Source organism: Pseudomonas sp. PDM26 (assembly GCF_019219185.1).
In the GTDB taxonomy this organism is placed as follows: Bacteria; Pseudomonadota; Gammaproteobacteria; order Pseudomonadales; family Pseudomonadaceae; genus Aquipseudomonas.
Window position 1 is genome coordinate 264,223 of sequence record NZ_JAHUWC010000001.1, and the last position, 25,881, is coordinate 290,103.

Sequence of the window (25,881 nt, forward strand, 5' to 3'; positions counted from 1 at the left end):
GATCCTGAACAAAGGAACAAACCCCGGGGCATCAGCCCGGGGCGATTCGGTTAACGTTCGCCGACTTGGCCGGCACCCTCCTTGGGCGCCTTCCAGCCAAGCAGCTGTTGCTTGAAGCCATAACTGGCGGTTTGGTAATAGGTGATTGCGCGGGTAATCAGCGGGTCATCGGCGCTGGACCGGGACTCGCGGCTTTCGGTCAGTGCGTCATCGTGACGACGCAATCCCTGGCGAGGGCTCAAAATCGCCAGGTCCTTGCCGTCGAACAACCCCAGGTGCTGGTAGTTACCGATCACTACCCGTGGTGGCAGCGGGTTGTCCTGCAACAGGTTACGGCCAAAGAACGTCGACTCATAATCCAGATTGAGCAAGCCCAGCAACGTCGGCGCCAGATCGATCTGGCTGGCCAATTGTGCAGTTTCCCGAGCTTCGATCAACTTGGGCGCATAGATGAACAGCGGAATCTGATAGTTGGCGATGGGCAGGTCTTCCTTACCGGCGCTGCCTGCGGTGTGGTCGGCGACAAAGACGAAGATTGTATTGTCAAACCAGGGTTTTTGACGCGCCTGATCGAGAAACTGACCGATGGCGTAGTCGGTGTATTTCACCGCGCCGTCACGGCCGTTGCCGGACTTGATGTCGATGCGGTTGTCCGGATAGGTGTAAGGGCGGTGGTTGGACGTCGTCATCAGTTGCAGCAGGAATGGCTGCTGCCTGGCATAGTCGGCATCGGCCAGTTTCAGTGTCTGGTTGTAGAGATCTTCGTCTGCCATGCCCCAGGCATTCTTGAAGTGAATCTCCGACTCCTTGACGCTGCTCTGGTCTACAACGCGATAACCATTGCCGCTGAAGAACGCATTCATGTTGTCGAAGTAACCGCGGCCACCGTAGACAAACACACTGTCGTAGCCCACGGCATTGAGTTGCTGACCAAGGCTGGCAAAGCCGCTTTCGCGCCCCACGCGCTTGACGATCGAGCGACCGGGCGTCGGCGGAATCGCCAGGGTGATGGCTTCCAGGCCGCGATCGGTGCGGGTGCCGGTGGCGTAGAAATTATTGAAATACAGACTCTGCTTGCGCAGGGCATCGAGGTTGGGTGTCAGATTGCGGGTATCGCCGTTGCTGCCCATGTACTTGGCGCTGAAGCTTTCAATGGTGACCAGTACGATGTTGGGCTTGCGTGGCGTGCCCGGGTTATCGATCTGCCGGCGAATGTCCTGCGGGTCCTCACCCACGAAGCGGGCATTGGGTTCTGCCAGCTCGGCGCGAATCTGTTGGGCAACCACGGCCGATGGCAGCGTGCTGTAGAACTGCGGGTAGTCCAGTTCGTTGTTACGGAAGGCGGCGAAGAACTGGTATGGACCGTTGCTCGCCAGTTCGTTCTGATAGGCATTGCCGCCCTGAGCGCGCGGGGCGTCCTGGCTGAGCAACTGCATGCTCAGGCCGGCGACGATCAATAAACCGAGTGCATTGAGCAAGCGGCCACGTAGCGGCGGCAACGGCGCATCGAGCGCAGCATTGAAAGCTTTACGCAATGCAAGACTCAGGACCACGGCCAGCACGGCGAGGATGCTCAGCAGCGTGCCGATCGGGTACGACTCAAGCAGGTTGTTCAGTACCTCGTCGGAATACACCAGGTAGTCGACGGCGATGAAGTTGAAGCGCACGCCGAATTCATCCCAGAATAGCCACTCGGCGACTGAAGTGAATAACATCGCGAACAGACTGACAGTCAGCAGCCCCTGAAGAAACCAGCGATGGCCACGCGTGCGCCACAGGGCCGGCGGACATAGCAACAGGTAGAGGCCCATGGGCAGTGCTGCGTAGGCAATGAAACCCAGGTCGTACAGCAGGCCGATGCCGAACACCGGAAGGAAGCCACTTCCGGCCTCATCCAGATGAGTGAGAAGCAGGACTGTTCGAGTCAGAAAAAATATTGCCAGCCAGGAGCCGGTGACCAGCAGCAAAAAGCGCATGGGGGCTGTTTTCAAATAGTCCATTTTTTATATTCCTTATTATCAATCGCGTGACAGTTTTCATCGACCGCTGTAGTCAGCGTGTGAATCGATAGTGAAAAACTTGTCAATCATACCTATTGGTTGAGCGAATTGATCCATGCACAGCCTTCCCCTAGCCGTGGGCCACACTTGGCCTTAAGCTGCGCGGGCCACGACGGCCGTTACTGTGGACGGAGAGATACCCATGCGAATTCTATTGGTTGAAGACAACCGCGATATCCTGGCCAACTTGGCCGATTACCTGGGGCTCAAAGGCTATACCGTGGATTGCGCGCAGGATGGTCTTTCGGGTCTGCATCTGGCCGCCACCGAGCATTATGATTTGATCGTGCTCGATATCATGTTGCCCGGCATCGATGGCTTCACCCTGTGCAAGCGCCTGCGCGAAGATGCCCGACGCGAAACGCCGGTGATCATGCTCACGGCCCGCGATCAACTGGATGACCGTCTGCAAGGCTTCAAGTCCGGCGCCGATGACTACCTGATCAAACCGTTCGCCCTGTCTGAGCTGGCGGCGCGTATCGAAGCGGTCATGCGCCGTACCCAGGGCGGCGGACGGCGGACCTTGCAGGTCGGCGACCTGAGCTATGACCTCGACACCCTGGAAGTCACTCGCGAAGGCCGCTTGCTGAAACTCAACCCGGTCGGCCTGAAGCTGCTGGCCGTGTTGATGCAGAAAAGCCCGCATGTATTGCGCCGTGAAATTCTTGAAGAAGCGCTCTGGGGCGACGACTGCCCGGACAGCGACAGCCTGCGCAGCCATGTCCACCAACTGCGCCAGGTGATCGACAAGCCGTTCGCCAAGCCATTGCTGCAAACCGTGCACGGTGTGGGGTATCGCTTGGCCGAGGGGCGTGATGGAGTTTAAGCAGAGCCTTTCTCAACGCATCATCATTGCCTTTGCGCTGATGAGCGCACTGGTGGCGGGTGCCTTTGCCATGGGCATTGTGGCGACCGTGCACCTGGTGGAAGAAAAACTGATTTCGGCAGGTCTGGGTGGCGATTTGCAGCGCCTGTTGCTGATGGACAATGTCACGGAATGGCGCCATCGTCCCGAACCGGACCAATTGTTCTATTTCAGCAGCGGGCCAGGCGATTTCAGATTGCCCAAGGATTTGCGGCACCTGGAGCCGGGTTTCCATGAAGTGTTCCGTGAAAACCTGTCGTACCACGCCATGGTCGAAATCGTCGACGGCCGACGTTACGTGCTGTTGCAGGACCAGAGCGACTTCGAAGAGCGTGAGCGGGTGCTGTTTGCCGTGGTGCTGGTGGGTTTCGTGCTGAGCCTGGCGCTGGCGGTATTTCTCGGCTGGGTCCTGGCCCGCAAGGTCATGGCGCCGGTGGTGCGGTTGGCCCGCCAGGTACGCCATCGTGATCAACTGCTGGGTTTGGCTCCTCCGTTGGCTCCGGACTATGCCGCTGACGAAGTTGGCGAACTGGCAGTGGCTTTCGACGCCACCCTCGGGCGCTTGCGTCAGGCCTTGACCCGCGAGCGGTTGTTCACCAGCGACGTTAGCCACGAATTGCGTACGCCCCTGATGGTATTGGCCAGTTCCTGCGAGTTGTTGCTGGAAAACCCCGGTATCGATCAGCGCGGCCGCGCTCAGGTCGAGCGCATTGCCCGGGCGTGCGAAGAAATGCGTGAGCTGGTGCAAACCTTCCTGATGCTGGCCCGTGCCCAACGCGAAGACGCCAGCATGTCGCCGCAGCAGTCCCTTAGCCAGGTGGCCGATGGCTTGCTCGGTCTGTGGCGCGAGCCCATTGAAAGCAAGGGGTTGAAGCTGATCTTCGAACCGGGCAACCCCGAGGCCAAGGGCTACAACGCGACGTTCTTGCACGCGGTGATGGGTAACTTGCTGCGCAATGCCTTGCATTACACCGAGCAGGGCTTCATCCGCCTGACCCTGACGGCTACGGGCTTTCTGGTCGAAGACAGTGGCGTGGGCATTCCCGAGGAAAAACGCGAGGCGATGTTCGAACCGTTCGTTCGGGGCGACGAAAAACGCGGGGAAGGCTTGGGCCTGGGGCTTTCACTGGTGCAGCGGATCTGTGAAAACCAGGGCTGGAGCGTCAGCCTGACAACCATGGAACCTAGTGGCTGCCGTTTTCAGGTGGAGTTGTCCTGAATTTGATCAGTTGAGTCGGGCGTTCAGCAAACGCTACCTGTTCTGTAAAGTCCTGTAACATTTTTTGGTTTCCCGTGACAATTTTTTCACAAGTGGATCACCTGTCGCCGACAGCCCAAAACCTAAGGTAGTTGCTATCAGAAGTTCAGGAAACCTGATGATGGACGGCCCGGTCAAACTCGATTTTTCCGAAAAGTACGACGCTCAGCACGCGCAACGCTATTTGCGCAAACATCAGGAGGGTCTCGGCCGTCGACTGTCCCATTGGCGTGACGAACAACTGGCGCGCAAGGCGCTGGCCCTGGCTGGCGAGCCTGGCCTGGTCCTCGATTTGCCGTGCGGTGCAGGGCGTTTCTGGCCCTTGCTGGCGGAAAAATCCAACCGCGTGATCGTCGGTGCCGATAACTCGGAGTCCATGCTGAAGATCGCAACCCGGGCGCAACCTGCCGACGTGGTGAAACGGGTACAACCCTTGCACACGTCTGCATTCGACATCGCTTTGCCGGATAACTCCGTCGACAGCATTTTTTGCATGCGCTTGCTCCACCACATCGGTGAAGCCGAGCATCGCATGGCCATTTTGCGCGAATTCGAGCGAGTTTCCCGTGACAGCGTGATCCTTTCGCTGTGGGTCGATGGCAACTTCAAGGCCTGGAAACGCAAGCGTTCGGAGAAAACCCGTGGGCAGGAAGGTTACCAAAACCGGTTTGTGTTACCGGTCGCTACCGTAGAAAAGGAATTTGAGCAGGCGGGGTTCCGCATCCAGGAACAACTGGACTTTTTGCCGCTCTATGCGATGTGGCGAGTTTACGTATTACGCAAGAGGTAACAGGATGGCAGTGCAGTATGCAGCAGAAACGGAAGTCGCTCCCCAGGACCGCTTCGATTACTTTTGGAATCAGCGCGGTGAATGGGTGGAAGAACCCAACGTCCGTCGCGGCGGGGAAAGCGGTGTTCAACGGGTGATGGGCAGTGATGGTCAACTGCTCTACGTCAAGCGTCAGACCGGGCATATCCATCGTAGCTTGCAGCACCCCTTCGGGCGGCCTACGGTAATGCGTGAGCATGCTGCGCTCATCGGTATGACCGAGCTTGGCGTACGGGTTCCGCAAATCGTTTTCTGTGGCGCACAACGCGATCCTGTACACAAGTGGCGTGCCTTGCTGGTCACCAGGTCGCTGGACGGCTACGAGGAAATCGATCGCTGGTATGCCGGTGGCGGTCGGGAGCGTCATGGTGATGCCATAAATGACCGAGTGCTCAAGGACCTGGCTGAAAATCTGGCTCGCATGCACAAGGGCCGTTGGCAGCACGGTTGCCTTTACGACAAGCACGTATTCGTTCGCGTGACCGGTGAGGGCGAGTCGGCCAAGGTCGAAGTGGCCCTGATCGATCTGGAGAAATGCCGACGGCGTTTGACTGCCTATCGCGCAGCTGTCCATGACATGAAGCAGTTGCGTCGCCACTCGTCGTTCAGCGCGGCAGACTGGAAAAAGCTCGTCTATTTTTATGAGACGGCGTTTGGCAGCGCTATCAAGGGTTTATAGCGATGAAACTCGAAATTGCACGAGGTTTGTTTTTGGTAGGAGCCTTGGCAGTTGCATCAATCGCGATGGCAACCTGGGAGCAACCGCGCGCCCAGGTTCTCAGCTCGATAAACGCAGAAGAACATTGTCCATTACCACGGGTTGCGAAGGCGCCCGTGGCCACTCGACCCGATCATGATCTGTTGTTGTTCATGTTCGGACTTTCTCAAGGATTGAGGTCGCAAAATTGAACCGATTGAAGCCCAAATGAAAGGCCTCGCTGATGCGAGGCCTTTTTTTATTGTCCGAATCCAGGTTTCAACGCTCCCACAGGTTTTTCTGCATCAGGATTTATCCGGTTTAGCCAGCAACGTGTAGATGCAGGGCAACACAAACAAGGTGAACAACGTGCCGATCGACATGCCCGTTGCGATGACCGTGCCGATGTCGAACCGGCTGACCGCGCCGGCACCGGTGGCGATGATCAATGGCACCATGCCGAACACCATTGCCGCGGTGGTCATCAAGACCGGACGCAGCCGGATGGCCGCCGCTTCCTCTACCGCTTCCCTGGCCGTCAGGCCCTTGTCCTTGCGTAGCTGGTTGGCGAACTGGACGATCAGAATGCCGTGCTTGCTGATCAGCCCGATCAACGTCACCAACCCGACCTGGGTGTAGATGTTTATGCTCGACCAACCCAGGAACAGCGGAATCAATGCGCCGCAGATGGACAGGGGCACGGTGACCAGGATCACCAGCGGGTCGCGGAAGCTTTCGAACTGGGCCGCCAGTACCAGGAAAATGATTGCCAGTGCCAGAGCAAAGGTGACCCATAGGGCACTGCCTTCCTGAACGTACTGCCTCGATGCGCTGGCGTAGTCGAAGGCAAAGCCGGCGGGCGCCTCTTCCCGGGCGATCTGGCGCACGAGGTCGATGGCTTCCCCCATGCTCACCAACGGTACTCCGGACAGGGTGGCCGCGTTGAGTTGCTGGAACTGGTTCAGTTGTCGCGGTCGAGCACGGTCGGAGACGGTGATCAGGGTCGACAATGCCAACAGCTCGCCCTTGGCGTTTTTCACGTAGTAATTGTTCAGCCAGTCCGGATTGTCGCGGAACGGCCGCTCGACCTGGGCAATGACCTTATAGCTGCGACCTTCAATGGTGAATCGGTTGATCTCGGCTTCACCCAGCAGGGTCGCCAGGGTTCCCCCCAGATCCTGCATGGAAACCCCCATCTGTGCAGCCTTGGCACGGTCGATATCCACCACCACTTCCGGCTTGTCGAAAGCCAGGTCAACGTGGACAAACGCAAACTTGCCGGATTCCTTCGCACGTTTTTGTACCCGCTCGGCCACCTGCAGCAGCAATTCGTAATCGTTGGCGGAGTTGATGACGAACTGGAACGGCAAGCCTTCGCCGGTACCCGGCAGTGATGGCAGGTTGAAGCCGAAAATCTGCAGCCCCGGGATCTTTTCCAGTTTGGCCTGCACCTTGGGCAGGATCGCCATTTGCGTGCGACTGCGCTCGCCCCATGGCTTGAGCAGGAAACCGCCGATGCCCGATTGCACGCCGTTGAAACCGTTGATCTGAAATGACGAGTAGTACTCGGGAAACGCCTTGAAGATCGAGACGAACTCGTTGGTGTAGGCGTTCAGGTAGTCAAGGTTGGTCGGTTGCGGGGCGTTGGCAATCATGAAAATGACGCCCTGGTCCTCATCCGGCGCCAGTTCCGATTTGGTGAATTTGAGAAAGACCGGAATCAGGCACAACACGATTACAGCGAACACCAATACCACCGGCCGGGTGTTGAGGGTGCCGTGAAGCAGGCTCTGGTAGCGGCGCTTGAGGTTTTCGAAAATCATGTCCAGGCGATGGGCCAGGCCACTGGGGTTCTCATCGTGCCGCAGAAGGTACGCACACATCATCGGCGACAGGGTCAGGGCGACGATACCGGAGATCACCACCGCGCCGGCCAGGGTCAGGGCGAACTCCTTGAACAGCGCACCGGTCAGGCCGGTCAGGAAACCGATCGGTGCGTACACCGCCGCCAGGGTGATGGTCATCGAGACCACCGGCATGGCGATTTCCCGGGCGCCCTCAATGGCGGCGTCCAGCGGTGTCTTGCCTTCCTCGATGTGGCGATGAATGTTTTCCACCACCACGATGGCGTCGTCCACCACCAAGCCGATGGCCAATACCATTGCCAGCAGGGTGAGCAGGTTGATGGAGTACCCCATCATCTGCATGAAGAACATGACGCCGATCATCGACAGAGGGATGGTCACCACCGGGATCACTACCGAACGCAGGGCGCCGAGGAACAGGAACACCACCACGATCACGATCAGCACCGCTTCGAACAGGGTTTTCACCACTTCGTCGATCGAGGCCTGGATGAACAGGGTGGCGTCGTAGGCGATTTCACCCTTGAGGTTCGGCGGTAACTGGGCCTCAAGGTCCGGCATGATCTTGCGCACTTCCTTGATCACCTCCAGCGGGTTGGCACCGGGTGTCGCCTTGATGCCGATGTACACCGAAGGGGTGCCGCCAAACGAACTGATGGTGTCGTAGTTTTCCGCGCCCATTTCCACACGGGCCACATCGCGCAGCAACACACGGCTGTCGCCATCGACCTTGAGCGCAATCGCCCCGAAGGCTTCGGCGGACTTGAGTTCGGTATTGGCGTTGATGCTGGTGACCACGTATTCGCCTTTCACCTCGCCGGCGGCTGAGAGGAAGTTGTACTGGCGCACCGCGTTGGTCACATCGCTGGCGCTGAGGCCGAAACCAGAGAGCTTCACCGGGTCCAGCCACAGGCGCATGGCAAAGACCTGGTTGCCGAGGATCTCGGCTTCGGCCATGCCGGGCAAGGTCGCGAGTTTCGGCTGGATCACCCGCGACAGGTAATCGGTAATCTGCGGGTTGCTCAATTCCTGGCTGAAAAAGCTCATGTACATCAGCACTGACGCATCGGCAGATTGTTTGCTCAGCACCGGGTCTTCAGCGTCCTGGGGCAGCTGGCTCTTGACCTCGTTGGCCTTGGCCAGCAGTTCGGTAAACAGACGGTCGCTGTTGGAGCCGACGCGCGCGTAGATCGAGATCACCGAAAAGTTCTGGCGACTTACCGAGGTCATGTAGTCGATGCCCTCGGCGCTGGCCAGGCTTTGCTGCATCGGTTGGGTGATGTAGCCCTGGATGGTCTCGGCGTTGGCCCCGGGGTAGGCGGTGGTCACCGTGATCAGGGCGTTTTCCATTTGCGGGTACTGGCGCAGGGGCAGCTTGCCCCAAGCCTGGAAACCCAGCAGCACAATCAGCAGGCTGACCACGGTTGCGAGAACCGGGCGGCGGATGAACGGATCGGTAAAAGCCATGGGGATTCCTTGATCAGTCCGCGCTTGGCGGGCTGTTCCGCTCGGCCAGGGTCTTGTCGTCGCTGATGGCAATGTGTGTGCCGTTGTCCAGTTTCAGCTGGCCGGCGGTCACCACTTTCTCGCCGCTCTGCACACCTTTGGTGATCATCACTTGCCCATCGCGGTGTTCGCCGGTTTCGACAAAACGCCGTTCGGCGATCAGCACCGGCTGGCCCTTGTCGTCCTTTAACGGGCTGCCATCTTCGGCCTTCTTTGGTACGGCCACATACACCGAGTTGCCGTAGAGCGTGTAGGTAATGGCGCTTTCCGGTACCACGATGCGCGGTTGCGGGTCGGGCAGGAGCACCTGGAGGCTGGCGAACATGCCTGGCATCAACTTGCCATCGGGGTTGGCCAGGGTGGCGCGGACCTGCACGTTACGGGTGCTGTTCTCGACTTTGGGGTTGATTGCACTGATGGTGCCGGGGTACTCCCGGGTGGGATACGCCGCGACAATGACCTGCACTGGCTGGCCGAGAGCAATCTTCGGCACCGACTGCTCGGGCACGAAAAAGTCGACATACAGGCTACTGAGGTCTTGCAGGGTGGCAATCATGGTGCCGCTGGCCACATAGTCGCCGACATCCACCTGACGAATGCCGATGGTGCCGCTGAACGGCGCGATGATGCGTTTTTTCTCGAGGGCAGCCTTGAGCTGATTGACCGTGGCCCTGCTTTTTTTCAGGACTGCCGAGAGTCGGTCGAACTCACCTTTGGAAATCGCCTGGCTGCCGACCAGTTGGCTGCCACGGTTGTAGTCCAGCTGGGCCAGCCCAAGGTCGGCCAGGGCGGTTTCGAGCAGGGCACTTTCCACGGCGCTGTCGAGCCGGACGATGGGTTGACCGGCCTTGACCTTTTGCCCTGACTCGAACTGGACATCGATGACGGTGCCATCGGTCTCCAGGCTCAGGTCCACGCCTTGCAATGCCTTGAGCGTGCCAACGCTAGGCAGGCGGGCTTGCCATGGGCGTTCGGTGGCGGTGGCCACGGCAACGCTGATGGCCGGTCTGGGCGCAGAGTGGCCTTGAACCATCGTGTAGATCGAGAAGGCTTTGTACGCGGCCAGGACCAGCACAATCAGTAGAACGACACCCAACATGGTCAGCATGCGGCGACGCAGCATATCCAGTTCCTTGGAGAAAATCAGGTGAAACAACGGAGCTCATTACCGGGAGTGTAGAGGGTAATCCGACTGCCGTTTTTACAGGTTGTCATGTATTAGAGGGGTGAAAGCCTGAAAAGATTCGTCGCCTTGGACCACGCCTGCGGGGTGTCCGTCATCCCGATGCAGGCACGGCCCGAGGCGGCGATCTTTTCAATGAATTACGCCATCAGATGCAGATGGTTGTCCCAGAGCCCGGCGGGTAGCTCCAGCGGTTTTGCAACAAGGTTTGTCTGGCGGCAGTCGTAGTAGCGGCAGCGCCCCTGACCCGAGGTCACGACAAAACCATCGGCCACGGCGCCGACCCCGGCACAATCGGGCAGTGGCGCATCCAGGCGTACTTCACCGCTGTCCAGGTCCCAAATGAAAAAGCGGTTGCCCCGCGGTGCGGTCAACGCCACCAGGCGCAAGTCGCTGTGTACCGCGACGCTGGCGGTGTAGTGCCCCATGGCCTGCAACTGGTGCTCGGGCACCGGGAACGCGACGAAAGGCTGACCGGGACGCTTGATCGCCAACAGCTGCGACGGCTCATGGGCCGCGCCCATGAACTGCTGGCTGGCGACGATGGTGCCGTCGCTGGCGATGGCGAGATGGCGCACGCTGTTCATCTGCTGGGCGAGGGTTTCCTTGCTCAGCAGGGTGCCGTCACGTTGCATCAGGACCAGGCTCGGTTCCATGGCGTTGAGGTTCATCTCCACCCGGCTTTCGGCCTCGGTGCGAATCCCGCCGTTGGCCACCACCAGGGTTTCGCCATTGGGCATCCACGACACCTGATGGGGACCGAGGCCGTGGGTGGAAATCTCACCGCTGTGCACCAGCCGTTCGCCTTCGAATTTATACACGCCGAGCAGGCCGCGGCCCGGATCGCTGGTGTCGTTTTCGGTGGCGTACAGCCAGTTGCCGCTGTGGTGAATGACCGCGTGTCCGTAGAAGTGCCGGTTCGGCTGTGACACCACGGTTTGCAGGAGCGCGCCGTCGCGCAGGTCGATCAGGTAGCTCTCGGTACCTGGACGACGGGCGACAAACAGCGCAATCGACAGTGTCGGGTGGTTGATGATGTCGTGGCAACGCTGGCCGACCCGGGTGGCGAACACCTGGGTGCCATCCAGCCGATAACCGACAGCGTAATGCCGGCCATCGGTATCGTCCCGTGCCGACAGCAACAACGGACTCTGGTCCTTTTGCTTGAACAGCTTCCAGCCGCCCAGCGTCACTGCGCCCAGCAGCAAACTACCTAATGTCAGAACCTGGCGTCGCAGCATGGAACTGGCCCTCATCAGTCACCGTCGTTGGCGTTGAAGCCCAGTTGGATGCCCAATGCCTTGGCCAGATCGGCCTCGTGCAGGCGATGGACGACGTTGAGGCTGTCATACAGCTCGTTGAGTTGCTGGCGGCCGGCGTCGTCACCGAGCATTTCGGTCAGCGAGCGCTGGTTACTGGCGAACAGTTTCAGCGAGGCGGCATAGGCGGCATCGATCTTGTCGGCCAACGGTTTCTGCTCGCTCGGCAACAGGCTGCGCAGGCCTTTGTTATCCACGCCTTCCCAGACCGTTTTGGCGGCCGCGAGGCTGGCTTGGAGGCTGGTCAGGGACGATTGGCTGCGCCATGCATCGGCCTGGAACGGTTGCGGCACGCCTTTGGTCTGACGGCCCATTGGCGTGCCGAGTTTTTTCTTCAGGGTGTCGATGGCGGTGACTTGCACGCGCAGCAGATCGGCGATCGCCTCATGGGAGTCCGCATAGCGCTGGTTCGGGAATTTGCTCATTTGCGCGAGCATGCCGTCGGTGTTGTTCCACGATTGTAGAATTTCTTCGGCCAGTTGCTTCTGGCGTTCGCCAATCGCGACCAGTAGCGGGCAGTATTTGGCCTTCTGCTGCGCGTTGGCCACGTCAGGCTTGCTGTCGAACAGAATGTACTCGTAGGCCGAGAGCCCCTGTACCACGACGCTGGACTTGGCCAGTGCGGCGGCATCGATCTGCGGCTGGGCGGTGACCAATTGCTCGACCTGACGACCGACCAGGTTTTTCTTGTCCGGCCAGAACTGCACTTGCCACGAACGGTTGCCTTCGGCTAATGGCCCGATCAGCAGCGGTTGCAGTTCGGCCCAGGCTTTTTGCGCGTGCAGGAAATCGGCACGAGCGGTTTCCAGGGTTTCCTTGCCTTCGCAGTAGGCGAGGGCGCTGACCGCCAATTGACGGTCGGCTTCAACCCAGCGGGTGTAAGTCGGCAGGATCACCGACTTGGCGATAGCCGCCGACGTGACCGCTTGCGGGTCCTGGGGCGAGCAGGCGCCGAGGGCGAGTGCGACAAGGCTGGTGAACAACAATTTGGGACGGAACATGTCGGGCTCCCGCGAGTGGAATGCGTGTTAAAGGGAATTCAGGAACGCCAGCAACGCAGCGCGTTGCTCGGCATTGAAAGACAAAACCTGTTGCTGCGCCGCTGTCGCCTCGCCGCCATGCCAGAGCACGGCTTCGAGCAGGTTGCGGGCGCGGCCATCGTGCAGGAACTGGGTGTGGCCGCTGACCGCCTGTGTCAGGCCGATACCCCACAATGGCGGGGTACGCCATTGGCGGCCGCTGGCCTGGAATTCGCTACGGTTGTCGGCCAGGCCGTCGCCCATGTCATGCAGCAACAGATCGCTGTATGGGCGAATCACTTGATTGGCCAGTTCAGGTTCGGATGCGTTGGCGGCGGTGGTGTATTTCGGTGTGTGACAGGACTGGCAACCGGCCTGATAAAACAGGGTCTTGCCGGCCAGTACTTCAGGGGCGTTGACGTCACGACGGGCCGGTACGGCGAGGTTACGGCTGTAGAACAGCACCAGGCGCAGGATGTTGTCGCTGACTTCCGGCTCGCCATTGGGGCCGTTGCCACTGGGAGCCTGTTTGCAGGCCGTTTGCGCGTCCGTGCAGTCATCAAGGGGTCTCAGGCTGGTCGTGAGCCCCATATCACCCGAAAACGCGTGAACATTTTGTTGATTGAGGTTTGGTTGTCCGGCTTTCCAGCCAAATCGTCCCAACACTGTCTTTTGTTGGGCATCGTTCCACACCTGGTTCGGGCGTCCGCTGATGCCGTTGTTCGCCTTGGCCTGCGCCTCGGCATTGGCCAGGATCGCCTCCTCGGGGATCGCTTCGAGCAGGCCCAGGCCAATCATCGGCGGCGCTACACGCGCCGAGAAACGGGTGTCGGGGTGCATCGGGCCGTAGCCTAGTTGGGTGATGTTCAGGCTTGGTTTACGCAATTCGACTTCGGTGCCGTCCTTGAAGCGAACCGGCACGGCGGTGTAATCGACCCGCACTTTGCCTTCGGGGGCTACGCCGGGTACGGCCATGTCCTGGAGTTGACCGCCGTAGACGGGCTCCGGCACCACGCCGAGCTGTTCGATGACCTTGGCATACGCCGGGGCGTCGGAAATCGAAAGGCGTACCAGCATCGACACGGCGTTCACATCGTCGGGAGTCGGCGGATGGCCGCGGCCGTCCTTGATGTGGCAGCCCTGGCAGGCATTGGTGTTGAACAGTGGGCCGAGGCCATCGCGAGCGGTCGTCGTCGACGGGGCAATCACCCAAGGGCTGCGGAAGAAACTGTTGCCGACGCTGAAATCCACGCGCCGTGACGGCGGAAGATTCGCCGAGGGCATGGAAAACGCATTCTGATCGGTCTTGCGCACCGTCGCACTGCCACCGGAGCGGGCTTCACCGGGTTCGGCCTGGGTGAATTTCGGGGCGTCATCGCAGGCACTCAGGCCCAGGGCCAGAAACAGTGCGGACAAGCGCAGAGGCAGCGGGGGCATCAGATATCCTGCAAGACGAGCAAAACAAGGGCGCAAAGTCTAACAGGGGATGGGAATTTGAATAAGAGGAATTATCGTTTGCTTGATATGGGACAGGTAATTTGGCTTACCCATAACCCCCTGTAGGAGCGAGCCTGCTCGCGATTGCAATGTGTCATCCAAAACTGATGTCGACTGACATGGCCCCATCGCGAGCAGGCTCGCTCCTACAGTTGTTTGTGTTATGCCCGACAAAAAAGGCGACCCGAAGGTCGCCTTATTACTCACTCAGCCAGCGTTGATCAGAATTCGTGATCAGCGTTGTCCGGGTTCAGGTCGTTGATGCCCAGTTTGCCTGCAGCGGCTTCGATCGAACCGGTCTGCTTGACCAGCGATGCGATGGCGTCGCGGACGATCTGGTTGCCCGCGGTGTTGCCGGCGGCGATCAACTGGTCGTAGTGCTCACCCTTGTTGGCGTGGTCGACCATGATCTGGATCTTGGCTTCGGTAGCAGCCAGGTCGTCTTTCAGTGCGGTGTCAGCGGCCGGATCAGCCTTGGCCACCAGGGACGACAGGCTGGCGCCGGTCATTTTGGTGCCGTCGACACGGGTGTATTCGCCCAGGTACACGTTACGAATGCCCTTGGCATCGTAGAAGTGCGAGTTGTGGGTGTTGTCGCTGAAGCAATCCTGTTCGTCTTCCGGGGAGTTGGCTTCCAGGGAAACCTTCATGCGTTCGCCCGCCAGTTCGCCCAGGGACAGGCTGCCCATGCCGAACAGCATTTTGCGCAGGCCGGTTTCAGCCGGTTCCGCTTCCAGGGTGGCGCGGTAGTTGTCGGCCACGTTCGGCTTCCAGTTACCGACCATTTCCTCCAGGTCGCTGACCAGCAGCTGAGTCACGGACTTCAGGTAAGTACGACGACGATCGTTGTGACCGCCAGTGGCGCCTTTGCCTTCCAGGTAGTCCGAAGCCGGACGGTTGCCGGCGCCAGGGCCGGTGCCGTTCAGGTCCTGGCCCCAGAGCAGGAATTCGATGGCGTGGTAACCGGTGGCGACGTTGGCCTCGGAACCGCCCAGCTCGTTCAGGCTGGCGAGTTTTTCCGGGGTGATGTCTTTGACATCGACCTTGTCTTCGCCGATCTGCACTTGAGTGTTGGCGATGATGTTGGCAGTGGCACCCGGGTTACCCAAGGCGTGTTCGTAGGACTTGTCGACATAGTCGATCAGGCCTTCGTCCAGCGGCCAGGAGTTCAGTTGACCTTCCCAGTCATCAACGATGGTGTTGCCAAAGCGGAACACTTCGCTCTGCAGGTAAGGCACGCGAGCGGCAACCCAGGCTGCCTTGGCGGCTTTCAGGGTGTCGGCGTTCGGCTTGGCGAGGAAGGCGTCGACGGCGGTTTGCAGGGTCTTCGCGGTGGATTCGGCATCGCTGTAAACGGCGAAAACGATGTCGGCGTAATGGGCGACAACGGCTTTGGCGGCGGCTTCGTCGACTTTACCGGCAGCGGCAGGCGCAGCGGCTGGAGCAGCCGGGGCAGCCGCAGTGCTGGCAGCTGGCGCAGGCGCGGCAGCTTTTTCTTGGTCTTTACCTTCGCCGCAACCGGCGAGGGAAATAGCGATGGCCAACAGACTGGCGGTAGCCAGAGGCATACGAATCATGGCGAACATCCTGCTTCGATAAGGGGGGAGTGGTGCGATGCGCACGCAAAACTGCGACATAATGCAAATCTTTCGCATTATGTGTAAAGGGTTGTACCTGTAAATATTTCTTATTCACTGTAGGAGCGAGCTTGCTCGCGATGGACGTGAACGATGACGCGTTCATTCTGAATGAGCGTGTTGCTCTCAGGTTCATCGTCGGATCGCCGCCCGGAGCAAGCTCGCTCCTACAGGGGGTTACAAAATAGCGGCGTTGCTGCGTTGGGCTTGCTTCAGGTAGGCGCCCAGCTCCCGTGCCGGCAACGGTTTGCTGTAGTGATAGCCCTGACCTTCGTGGCAGCCTTCGGAGATGATGTAGGCCTCTTGCTCGGCGGTTTCCACGCCTTCGGCAATCACCTGCATGCCCAGGCTCTTGCCCAGTTGGATGATGGCCCGAACGATGGTCGCATCGTCGTCGTCATCGAGCAGGTCCTGAACGAAGCTCTTGTCGATCTTGATCTTGTCCAGCGGCAGGCTCTTCAGATAGCTCAAGGATGAATAGCCGGTGCCAAAGTCATCGATGGCGATCAGCGCGCCGCTCCGGCGCAGGCTGAGCAGGTGCTGGGCCGCCGTGCTGATGTCTTCCATCAGACCGGTTTCCGTGACTTCCAGCTCCAGGCTGCGTGGTGGCAGGCGATACATCTGCAGCAGGTTGTTGACCACCCGTGGCAGTTCGGCGTGGTGCAATTGAACCGTGGACAGGTTTACCGCCATGCGCAGGTCGCTGAAGCCCTGGTCATGCCACTCGCGTAGTTGTTTGCAGGCCTGGTCAAGCACCCATTCGCCGATGGCAATGATGGTGCCGTTCTGTTCGGCCAGCGGGATGAACAGGTCTGGCGGTACCATACCGTGCTCGGGGTGTTGCCAGCGAATCAGGGCTTCGACGCCCACCACGCGGTTATCGCGATAGCTGATCTGCGGCTGGTAGACGAGGTAGAACTGATTGCGGACCAGTGCGTCGCGCAGGTCTTTTTCCAGCTCGCGGCGACGGCGCATTTCGGTGTCGACGCTGGCGATATAGAACTGATAGCGGTTGCGCGAACGGGTCTTGGCCAGCGTCATGGTCTGCTCGGCCTTTTGCAGCAACTTCTCGGTGCTGTCACCGTCCTCGGGGAACAGGGTGATGCCGATGGTGGCGCGCAGGCGGATCTCCTGATGATCGAGAGCAAACGCCGCTTCCAGATCATCGAGAATGCTTTGTGCCAGCTCGGCGGCTTCGTAGGGTTGCTCGATATCGGCCTGGACCAGGGCGAACTGGTCGCCACCGAGACGGGCGAGGGCACCCAGGCGACCGCTATGACCGCGCAGGCGATCGGCCAGGGCCAGCAACAACTGGTCGCCGGTCTGGTAGCTGAACTGCTCGTTGATGCCCTTGAAGTCATCGAGGCCGACACACAACACCGCGACCCGGCGCTGCAGTTTGCCGGCGTCGATGAGGATCTTGTCCAGTTGCTGCTGCAATTGCTGCCGGTTCGGCAGTCCGGTCAGGAAATCGTACTGGGACATGCGCAACAGGCTGTTTTCGGCTTCGTGACGCAGATGGGTATTGCGTTCGATGGATTCGAGCAACTGGTTGGCGGTGTTGATCCAGATGCCCAGTTCGTTTTTCTCGTGGCCCTTGAGCAGCGGAATCTTGTGTTCGCTGGGACGATCCGGATTGATTTCCGTGAGGTGCTCGATGATCCGCGACAGCGGCTTGGTCAGCAGCCAGTGATAGACCAGATACAACACCAGCCCCATGGCGAGCGCGCGCAGTACGCCGGAAATGAAGATGATCACCGAGCTGACAATGAACCCCTGGCCGTAAGTGGCGGTATCGAGGGTGATGCTCAGATCGCCGTAATACTCGCTGTAAGGCCCGCGACCGACCAGTTGGGTGGTGAAGGTGCGTTCCTTGCCAAGAATCAGGTCGGTCAGCCAGCGACTGTGGGAGTGCTGCAGCTCGCGGTTTTTTTGCGCGAGCATAGCTTCGTTGGGATGGCCGATGGAGGCCTGGCGCACGGCGGCGTCCTGAAACAGGCCTTCGATGACCTGCATGCCCATTTCCCGGTCCAGGCTATAGACCGCCTGGGTCGAGGGGTCGCGAAACATGTCGAGGATGCGCTGGGCATCGCTGGCGACGGCCTGGCGTGTTTTATAGGCATCGAACACAATCTGGGCGCAGCTCAAGACCACGCCGACGATCAATGCCGACAGGAGCACGACCCGGAGCAACTTCACCGACAAGCTGTTCTTGAGTTCCAGCTTCAAAGGGTTATTCCTTGTTCCGTGCGGGTAGCATCAAGTTGCCATGAGTATTGGCAATCCCGTGATGGCAGTCAAAGGGACTATCACCCTTGGGGGATTTTGCCTTCAGCCTGGCCGATTTGCAGTTGTCTTGACGAGTTAGCCTATTAGCACTGTGTCGGTTGTCTAGTCCTTCAACTTGAGGGGCGGGGTGGAGATATTTTCCTTTTGTTTGATGTTAGTCGTCCGCGGCGTTGGGGCAAGGGGGGCAAGACTTGTTTCATCGTGGGAAATTGTCCTGGGTTGCCCGCTCCGGTGGCCAGATAGCCGACCTGATTTCGCGGATGTATCACTGCGTAGGAGCTGCCGAAGGCTGCGATCTTTTGATCTTGTTGGTCAGGAATAAGGCCAAAAGATCGCAGCCTCGTTGCACTCGACAGCTCCTACCAGCTCCAACGGGGAAATGCGTCCGCATGAAGAACCAGGCCTGCCAGCCGACCAATTTCTTGCAGAGGTCCCCAATCCCTGTAGGAGCTGGCTTGCCAGCGATGGCGGCCTGACAGCCGACCAATCTCCCAAGCCTCTAAGCTGATCGTTCCCACGCTCCCGCGTGGGAATGCTGCCAGAGACGCTCCGCGTTACGTTTTTGCGGGGTAGCGGTGTAGGAAAGCGCCAGAAGTTTCCCACGCAGTTTTCAGGTTGCCCGTCGGAAGCGGACTCAATAGCTTCTGACTGTCGCTGAAAACTCAGCGATCGGGTGTGAGAACCCGGCAAGTCATAGTCATCCAGTGCCAGTATCCGCATAATTGCCGCCAGCTTATCCGCTGTTTGTAAATGCGTTATGGCGGCTGTGTGCGGGCAGACTTTTGTCTGGCCGGGTGGCCTATGACCGGTTTTCTCACCTCGCACATAGCTGCCACCTCTTTGCCGTGTGAGAACGGCAATTGGCGGCACCCACCGCATAAGAATATTTCAGTGGATAAGTTAATCCCCGATCCCCCCAACAACACCACCAAACCCTACACCCCCAACACCATGTTCATGATCGCCCCGGACATGGATACCGAATCCCTGCTGGCCCATGCTTGTGAGTCATTGGCTTCGGCCAACGTCATGGCGAGTGATTTCGCCACCTTCCTGACCGGTCCTCAGCGCAACACGGCGTTGGCCATTGCGCAGATCATCATGCTGGCGGAGCTGGCGGTGAATCGTGCGTTGGATAACGTCGATCCGCAGGGATAGGTATTCAGTCAGGTTGACCGCGTCATCGTTCATCGCGAGCCTGCCGAACGCTGAAAATCCCGGGCAATAAAAAACCCGGCTAAAAAGCCGGGTTTTCTTGACTGGCGTCGAGCTTAAGCGGTGAAGGTTTTGCCTTCGAACTGCTCAGCCACGAATTTCCAGTTGACCAGATTCCAGAACGCTTCGACGTACTTTGGACGCAGGTTGCGGTAGTCGATGTAGTAAGCGTGTTCCCAGACGTCGCAGGTCAGCAACGGGGTGTCGCCGTTGGTCAGCGGGTTGCCGGCGCCGATGGTGCTGGCCAGGGCCAGGGAACCGTCAGCCTTCTTCACCAGCCAGCCCCAACCGGAACCGAAGGTGCCGATGGAAGTCTTGCTGAACTCTTCCTTGAACTTGTCGAACGAACCGAAGGCCGCGTTGATGGCTTCAGCCAGAGCGCCGGTTGGTTGACCGCCGGCGTTTGGCGCCAGGCAGTTCCAGTAGAAAGTGTGGTTCCAGACCTGAGCGGCGTTGTTGAAGATACCGCCCGAGGAAGTCTTGACGATTTCTTCCAGGGTCTTGCCTTCGAACTCGGTGCCTGGCACCAGGTTGTTCAGGTTCACGACGTAGGTGTTGTGGTGCTTGTCGTGGTGGTATTCCAGGGTTTCCTTGGAAATGTGCGGCTGCAGGGCATCGTGTGCGTAAGGCAGCGGCGGCAATTCGAAAGCCATAATGATTCTCCTAATCAGGTCAGTTGCGGTGAGCGCAAGGCCGATCACGGGCGGCCAGACAAGCGCCGGGGAGTTTGTACTCTTTGCGGCGCAGGGAGTCGGATCATAGCACCGGGGGGGCGGCATAACCACGCAACAACTGTGTGGAATAGAGGTTCCGCCAATCAGATGGCCGCGATCAGTTGCAGCGCTACGGCAAACATCATCACCGCTACCAACAGGTCGAGAATTCGCCAGGTGCTGGGTCGGGCGAGCCACGGTGCCAGCCATGCCGCGCCGAGCGCCAGGGTGAAAAACCACAGCAGCGAGGCGCTGGCCGCACCTACGACATAGGCGCCGGGCTCGGTTTGTTGGGCGCCCAGGGAGCCGATCAGCAAAACGGTGTCCAGATAGACGTGCGGGTTGAGCAAGGTCACCGCCAGCGCGCTGAGCATGACCGCCCGCAGCGAGCGTACGGTCTGGCCTTCGCCCTGCTCAAGACTCTGCTTCGAAAAGGCCCGGCGCAGCGCCTGGCTGCCGTACCACAACAGGAACGCTGCGCCGCCCCAGCGGGCTATAGCCAGCAACGTCGGGCTCTGCGCCAGCACTGTCGCCAGGCCAAATACCCCGGCGGCCACCAACAGGGCATCGCATGCCACGCACAGCGCCGCTACCGGCAGGTGATGCTCTCGCCGCAGGCTTTGCGCCAGGACAAACGCATTCTGGGTGCCGATCGCCATGATCAGACCGAAGGCCACGAGTAGCCCGTTCACATAACTTTGCCACATGATTTTTTACTCCGCGTTGGCTGCCAGATCCCGCAGTACTTGCAGGGCACGGTCGGCGTCGGCCTGGCCGACAAACAAATGGTCGTGGTAGTAGCCGGCAATCACGTTGCAGCTGATTCCGGCCTTGCCCAGTGCCGTGGCGAACGCGGCGGTCAGGCCGACCGCTTCGAGGGCCGAATGTACGTTCAAGGTGATCCAGGCAGCGATGTAGTCGAAGCTGAATCCGGCTTTTTCGGCGTGGGAACGTTCGAGAATCACGGTCAGGCCTTCCTGCTCGCGGAAGCTGCCGACAATCTCCAGATCCTTGGGCAACTTGCCGTCACGCAGGGTGCAGAACACGTATTCGCCGGTGTTGAGTTGCGGGCTCATGCTGCGCAGCAGCGTTGCCAATGAAGTTTCGCCAGCCATGTGGGCGTTCCTTGTTCCAAGAGTTCTTGCTAGTCATTGTCCTTGTGAAGGCTGTATAAGAAAAACCAATCTTGCTGATCGCTCATTAGGAAAACTGATGTTCGACTATAAATTGCTTTCTGCCCTGGCCGCCGTGGTCGAACAGGCCGGTTTTGAACGGGCGGCCCAGGTACTGGGCTTGTCGCAATCGGCGATTTCCCAGCGTATCAAGCTGTTGGAGGCGCGGGTTGGTCAGCCGGTGCTGGTGCGGGCCACGCCGCCAACGCCGACGGAAATCGGTCGACGGTTGCTCAACCATGTGCAGCAAGTGCGCTTGCTTGAAAGGGATTTGCAGAGCCTGGTGCCGGCGCTGGATGAGGAGGGCCTGCCGGAACGCCTGCGGATCGCCCTGAATGCCGACAGCCTGGCCACTTGGTGGGCACAGGCCGTGGGGGCGTTTTGCGCGGAACAGCATCTGTTGATGGACCTGGTGGTCGAAGACCAGACCGTTGGCCTCAAGCGCATGCGCGCCGGTGAAGTGGCGGCCTGCGTCTGCGCCAGCGAACGTCCGGTGGCGGGTGCGCGCAGCGTGCTGCTGGGGGCCATGCGTTACCGGGCACTGGCCAGCCCCGCCTTCATTGCCCGGCATTTTCCGCAGGGCGTACGCGCCGATCAGTTGGCCCGCACCCCGGCGCTGGTGTTTGGCCCGGACGATTTCCTGCAGCATCGCTACCTGGCGTCCCTCGGCGTCGAGGGTGGTTTCGAACACCATTTGTGCCCGTCCTCCGAAGGTTTCATTCGTCTGACAGAAGCCGGGCTGGGCTGGGGGCTGGTTCCGGAACTGCAGGCGCGCGAGCAACTGCAAAGGGGCGTATTGCAGGAGCTGCTGCCAGATAAACCGATCGATGTGCCGCTGTACTGGCATCATTGGCGTAATGGCGGTCAGTTGCTGGGGCTGCTCACCGATCAATTGGTACGCGCATCGAAGCAATGGCTGGTGCCCTTGGACTGACGCGCAGCGTCAAGACCTCACGCAATACGCAAAACGAAATATTCGGAGCAATTCATGAAGATTCTGGTTACCGGCGCAAGCGGCTTCATCGGCGGGCGCTTTGCGCGTTTTGCCCTGGAGCAGGGCCTGGACGTGCGGGTCAACGGTCGCCGGGCCGAGAGCGTGGAGCATCTGGTACGCCGGGGAGCCGAGTTCATCCCGGGTGACTTGAGCGACCCGGAACTGGCGCGCGAGCTGTGCTCGGACGTCGAGGCCGTGGTGCATTGCGCCGGAGCCGTCGGTTTGTGGGGGCGTTATCAGGATTTCCATCAGGGCAACGTCCAGGTTACTGAGAACGTGGTCGAGGCCTGCCTGAAGCAACGGGTTCGGCGGCTGGTGCATTTGTCGTCGCCGTCGATCTACTTCGATGGTCGCGATCACTTGGGCCTGACCGAAGAACAGGTGCCCAAGCGCTTCAAACACCCTTACGCCGCCACCAAGTACCTGGCCGAACAAAAAGTCTTCGGCGCCCAGGAGTTCGGCCTCGAAACCCTGGCCCTGCGCCCGCGCTTCGTCACCGGGGCCGGCGACATGAGCATCTTCCCGCGCCTGTTGAACATGCAGCGCAAGGGGCGCCTGGCGATCATCGGCAACGGTCTGAACAAAGTTGATTTCACCAGCGTGCAAAACCTTAACGAGGCGCTGCTCAGCAGTTTGCTGGCCAGCGGTTCCGCGTTGGGCAAGGCTTACAACATCAGCAACGGCACGCCGATTCCGTTGTGGGACGTGGTCAATTACGTCATGCGCAACATGGAGGTTCCACAGGTAACCCGCCACCGTTCCTACGGCCTGGCCTACAGCGTGGCAGCGCTCAACGAGGGTGTGTGCAAGTTGTGGCCGGGGCGTCCCGAACCGACGCTGTCGCGCCTGGGCATGCAGGTCATGAATAAAAATTTCACCCTGGACATCAGTCGCGCCCGGCATTATCTGGATTACGATCCCAAGGTCAGCCTCTGGACGGCCCTCGATGAGTTCTGTGGCTGGTGGAAGGCCCAGGATATTCGTTGACGCTCGAACAACGCCCCCTGACTGAACCGGATACGGGGCTTGGGGGTCAATGGTTGAGGCTGTGGGGTTTATACTGCGCGGCATAAAGCCATCATTTGTTTCACTAAGGTTGATTCAATGTCCATGCGTAACGATGCCAACGACGACTTCGACGATGTACCGAGCCTGCGTGCAGACGTTCTCGACGACGATTTTCCGCCGACTGCCCGCACGGTCGTGCATTCGCGCACGGCGCCGGCGGTGAAGGTCAAGGCGGCGAGTACCGGCCCCCTGTGGGCGTTGGTCGGGGCGTTGATCATTGCGTTCGCGGGCCTGGCCTGGTGGAGTTTTCAGCAGATTTCCCTGATGGAACAGCAATTGGTGGCGACCCAGGAAAGTTTCGCGCGGATCAGTGAGGAAGCGGCTGGGCGCCTGCAGGACATTTCCGGAAAGGTCGTTGCCAGCCAGACCAGTGTCATCACCGACAGCGAGGCCTTGAAGCTGCAAATCCGCCAGATGGAAAGCAAACTCAAGGACCAGGGCGCCCAGCAGCAAGGTGTTGCCGGCCAGGCCTCGGACCTGGACAAGCGACTGGCACAAATGGCCGCGCAATCCACCGAACTGGACAAGCGCCTGGCGCAGTTGACTGCCCAGGACACCGAGCATCAGACGGTCAATACGCAGTTACAGGCCCAGGTCAAAGCCTTGAGCGCTGAATTGGCCGCCTTGAAAAGTGCCCCGTCCGACTCGGAAAAACTCGACGCACAGCTCAAAAGCCTGGGCGCCGACATCACCGCGCTGAAGAAGCAAGGCAATCCGAGCGCAGCCATCGAACGACTCGAGCAAGACATGATCGTGCTCAAGAGCCAGCAGGACAATCGTCCGGCCGCCACACAGGGCTCGACCAATACCGCCGAGTTCGATGCCTTCCGCAGCCAGGTCACCCGCAACATCAATACCCTTCAGGCGCAGATCCAGAACCTGCAGCAGCAACTGCGCGCCCGGCAGTAATCCGAGCATTTGTGGCGAGGGGGCTTGCCCCCGTTGGGTGGTGAAGCCGCCCCAAATTCATTCGCTGCAGTTTGCCAGATAAACCGCAGCGCCTGATTGACGACTGCTTCGCAGCCGAACGGGGGCAAGCCCCCTCGCCACAGGCTAATCAGCGCTGGTCGATCCCTTAACTGACTTGCCCGCGATGAAGGCGACTCGGCCTGCCTACCGAACCTTGTCCTCACGCCCGCGCAACAGCATGTTCGGCATGGCAATCGCCGCCGCCAGCCCCAGCAATGAAACAGCCGCGCTGACCGTCAGCAAGTGCCGGAACGTCAGCAACAGCTCAGCGCGCAAGGCATTCTGCGCGTCACCCGGTGCGGCGTTCAAACCGTCCAGCAACACATTCCCCGAACTGCCTTCGGCAATCAGCGACGAGCCGGCCAGATGCGCAAGACTTGAATCCTGCAACAGCGCCAGCAGCAGCGCCGACATCAACGCCACACCCACGGCGCCCCCCAGCGAACGGAACAGATTGGTGGTGCTGGTCGCCACGCCGATATCCCGTTGCTCGACCGAGTTCTGCGTGCCGACCAGGGAGGTCGGGAACTGCATGCCGGAGGAAATCCCGCAGAGCAACATGAACAGGCTGCTCACGACGAACGCCTGCGGTGGGCTGAACGCCATGCCAAGAATCGAGATGGGCATCAGCGCAGCACCGATAAGGATCATCGGTTTGTAGCGCCCGGTCACGGAAGTACGGCGGCCGGCGAAATACGCGCCAATCGGCAAACCCATGGCCAGTGGCAACAGGTGCAGGGCAGCGCTGTCGGCGCCGGCACCGGTGACGCTCTGGAAGCGCAATGGCATCAGCACAATCAGCGAGATGGCCTGGAAACTGGTAAAGAAAATCGTGCACCAGCACAGGATCGCGTTGCGGTTGGCGAACAGATGCATGGGCAGCAACGGCTCCCGTGCGCGCCGCTCGTGGACGACGAACAGCCCCAGCACCAGCACTGCACTGGCCAGCAGCGCCAGCACTTCGGCACTGCGCCACGAATGGCCCTGACCGACCTGCGTGATGCCCAGTAACAACGCCGTCAGCCCGATGATCATCAGCACGGTGCCCAGGTAATCGATGATCGGTTTGCGTTGCGGAATCGGCAGGCCCACCAGCGTGCGATAGGCCACCAGCCAGGCGCCCAGGCCCAGCGGCAGGTTGATCAAAAACACCCAGCGCCAGGACAGGTATTCGGTCATGTAACCGCCGAGCACTGGGCCGGCCACGCTCGCCACGGCATACATGCTGCTGAAATAGCCCTGATATCGTCCGCGTTCCCGGGGCGGCACGATGTCACCGATGATCGCCTGGCTCACCGAGATCATCCCGCCGGCCCCGATACCCTGGAAGATCCGCGCCAGTACCAGTTGCTCCATGCTCTGGGCCATGCCGCAGAACACCGACGCCAGGGTGAACAGGCCCATGCCGAACAGCATCAGCTTGCGCCGCCCGTACAGGTCGCCCAGTTTGCCGTAGATCGGCACTGCCACGGTCATGGCCACCATGTAGCCGGAAATCACCCAGGCCAGCAGGCTGACGTCCTTGAATTGCGCGGAAATGGCCGGCATCGAAACGGCGACGATGGTCTGGTCCAGCGCTCCGAGAAAGATCGCCAGCATCAGCGCGATCAGCACGCTGCGGATGGCGGGTTTGAGCGTTTCAGGCTGGTGGAGATTGGTCACGGGAAAACCTGCGGGCAGTGATTGACCCGCAAGTGGCAAGGCGAGCGGGAATGCTCGCCAGTGT

Annotated in this window: 21 protein-coding genes; 9 read left to right on the forward strand and 12 right to left on the reverse strand. The window is 59.9% G+C overall.

Translation table 11 applies throughout. The features are described 5' to 3' along the window. Positions 1–50: 50 nt before the first annotated feature. Positions 51–2,000, reverse strand: coding sequence for an LTA synthase family protein (locus KW849_RS01250; RefSeq protein WP_218426947.1), 1,950 nt, complete (start codon positions 1,998–2,000; stop codon positions 51–53). Between the two features lie 202 nt (positions 2,001–2,202). Between KW849_RS01250 and colR the strand changes: the two genes are divergently transcribed. From colR to KW849_RS31205, 5 genes are all read left to right on the forward strand, one after another. Continuing rightward, a complete protein-coding gene (colR, locus tag KW849_RS01255; protein WP_218426949.1) occupies positions 2,203–2,886 on the forward strand; it encodes a two-component system response regulator ColR in 684 nt (227 codons plus the stop codon). Next, complete coding sequence (locus KW849_RS01260) at positions 2,876–4,144, forward strand: HAMP domain-containing sensor histidine kinase (RefSeq protein ID WP_218426951.1); 1,269 nt, start codon at positions 2,876–2,878, stop codon at positions 4,142–4,144. The genes colR and KW849_RS01260 overlap by 11 nt, the downstream gene beginning before the upstream one ends. A 160-nt stretch (positions 4,145–4,304) precedes the next feature. Continuing rightward, complete coding sequence (locus KW849_RS01265; RefSeq protein WP_108215467.1) at positions 4,305–4,973, forward strand: class I SAM-dependent methyltransferase; 669 nt, start codon at positions 4,305–4,307, stop codon at positions 4,971–4,973. A 4-nt stretch (positions 4,974–4,977) separates the two neighbouring features. After that, positions 4,978–5,691 (forward strand): lipopolysaccharide kinase InaA family protein, encoded by a 714-nt coding sequence (locus tag KW849_RS01270; RefSeq protein WP_218426953.1) that lies wholly within the window; start codon positions 4,978–4,980, stop codon positions 5,689–5,691. A gap of 2 nt (positions 5,692–5,693) precedes the next feature. Further along, on the forward strand, positions 5,694–5,921 hold the full coding sequence (locus KW849_RS31205; RefSeq protein ID WP_108215021.1) for a hypothetical protein: 228 nt from the start codon (positions 5,694–5,696) through the stop codon (positions 5,919–5,921). A gap of 93 nt (positions 5,922–6,014) precedes the next feature. On the opposite strand, the gene KW849_RS01275 is transcribed toward KW849_RS31205, so the two are convergent. The 7 genes from KW849_RS01275 to KW849_RS01305 all read right to left on the reverse strand — a co-directional run bounded on the left by KW849_RS01275 (position 6,015) and on the right by KW849_RS01305 (position 17,964). Continuing rightward, the gene (locus KW849_RS01275; RefSeq protein WP_218426955.1) at positions 6,015–9,041 is read right to left on the reverse strand and encodes a multidrug efflux RND transporter permease subunit; all 3,027 of its coding nucleotides are present in this window, start codon (positions 9,039–9,041) and stop codon (positions 6,015–6,017) included. Positions 9,042–9,054: 13 nt separating this feature from the next. Then, entirely contained in the window at positions 9,055–10,203 is a 1,149-nt protein-coding gene (locus tag KW849_RS01280) for an efflux RND transporter periplasmic adaptor subunit (RefSeq protein ID WP_218426956.1), read from the reverse strand. Positions 10,204–10,403: 200 nt separating this feature from the next. Further along, entirely contained in the window at positions 10,404–11,504 is a 1,101-nt protein-coding gene (locus tag KW849_RS01285; protein ID WP_218426958.1) for a DUF1513 domain-containing protein, read from the reverse strand. Positions 11,505–11,518: 14 nt separating this feature from the next. Next, a complete protein-coding gene (locus KW849_RS01290) occupies positions 11,519–12,583 on the reverse strand; it encodes an imelysin family protein (protein ID WP_218426960.1) in 1,065 nt (354 codons plus the stop codon). Positions 12,584–12,610: 27 nt separating this feature from the next. After that, on the reverse strand, positions 12,611–14,038 hold the full coding sequence (locus tag KW849_RS01295; protein WP_218426962.1) for a di-heme oxidoredictase family protein: 1,428 nt from the start codon (positions 14,036–14,038) through the stop codon (positions 12,611–12,613). A 281-nt stretch (positions 14,039–14,319) separates the two neighbouring features. Next, positions 14,320–15,675 carry an imelysin family protein gene (locus tag KW849_RS01300; RefSeq protein ID WP_218426964.1) on the reverse strand — a complete coding sequence of 452 codons (1,356 nt, stop codon included), beginning with the start codon at positions 15,673–15,675 and terminating at the stop codon, positions 14,320–14,322. A 237-nt stretch (positions 15,676–15,912) separates the two neighbouring features. Further along, a complete protein-coding gene (locus KW849_RS01305; RefSeq protein WP_218426966.1) occupies positions 15,913–17,964 on the reverse strand; it encodes a bifunctional diguanylate cyclase/phosphodiesterase in 2,052 nt (683 codons plus the stop codon). Positions 17,965–18,915: 951 nt separating this feature from the next. On the opposite strand from KW849_RS01305, the gene KW849_RS01310 reads away from it, so the two are divergent. Next, positions 18,916–19,182 carry a DUF6124 family protein gene (locus KW849_RS01310; RefSeq protein WP_218426968.1) on the forward strand — a complete coding sequence of 89 codons (267 nt, stop codon included), beginning with the start codon at positions 18,916–18,918 and terminating at the stop codon, positions 19,180–19,182. 113 nt (positions 19,183–19,295) lie between these two features. Here KW849_RS01310 and KW849_RS01315 read toward each other — a convergent pair whose 3' ends face one another. The 3 genes from KW849_RS01315 to KW849_RS01325 all read right to left on the reverse strand — a co-directional run bounded on the left by KW849_RS01315 (position 19,296) and on the right by KW849_RS01325 (position 21,067). Continuing rightward, the gene (locus KW849_RS01315) at positions 19,296–19,892 is read right to left on the reverse strand and encodes a superoxide dismutase (protein WP_007986065.1); all 597 of its coding nucleotides are present in this window, start codon (positions 19,890–19,892) and stop codon (positions 19,296–19,298) included. Positions 19,893–20,056: 164 nt separating this feature from the next. Further along, positions 20,057–20,659, reverse strand: a complete 603-nt coding sequence (locus tag KW849_RS01320; protein ID WP_218426970.1) for a LysE/ArgO family amino acid transporter — start codon at positions 20,657–20,659, stop codon at positions 20,057–20,059. Positions 20,660–20,665: 6 nt separating this feature from the next. Next, the gene (locus KW849_RS01325) at positions 20,666–21,067 is read right to left on the reverse strand and encodes an ACT domain-containing protein (protein ID WP_108215032.1); all 402 of its coding nucleotides are present in this window, start codon (positions 21,065–21,067) and stop codon (positions 20,666–20,668) included. A gap of 97 nt (positions 21,068–21,164) precedes the next feature. On the opposite strand from KW849_RS01325, the gene KW849_RS01330 reads away from it, so the two are divergent. From KW849_RS01330 to KW849_RS01340, 3 genes are all read left to right on the forward strand, one after another. Then, positions 21,165–22,058, forward strand: a complete 894-nt coding sequence (locus KW849_RS01330) for a LysR family transcriptional regulator ArgP (RefSeq protein ID WP_218426972.1) — start codon at positions 21,165–21,167, stop codon at positions 22,056–22,058. Between the two features lie 54 nt (positions 22,059–22,112). Then, complete coding sequence (locus KW849_RS01335; RefSeq protein ID WP_218426974.1) at positions 22,113–23,105, forward strand: NAD(P)-dependent oxidoreductase; 993 nt, start codon at positions 22,113–22,115, stop codon at positions 23,103–23,105. 117 nt (positions 23,106–23,222) lie between these two features. Continuing rightward, on the forward strand, positions 23,223–24,095 hold the full coding sequence (locus KW849_RS01340) for an ATPase (RefSeq protein ID WP_218426976.1): 873 nt from the start codon (positions 23,223–23,225) through the stop codon (positions 24,093–24,095). 204 nt (positions 24,096–24,299) lie between these two features. On the opposite strand, the gene KW849_RS01345 is transcribed toward KW849_RS01340, so the two are convergent. Then, on the reverse strand, positions 24,300–25,817 hold the full coding sequence (locus KW849_RS01345; RefSeq protein WP_218426978.1) for an MDR family MFS transporter: 1,518 nt from the start codon (positions 25,815–25,817) through the stop codon (positions 24,300–24,302). Positions 25,818–25,881: the final 64 nt, after the last annotated feature.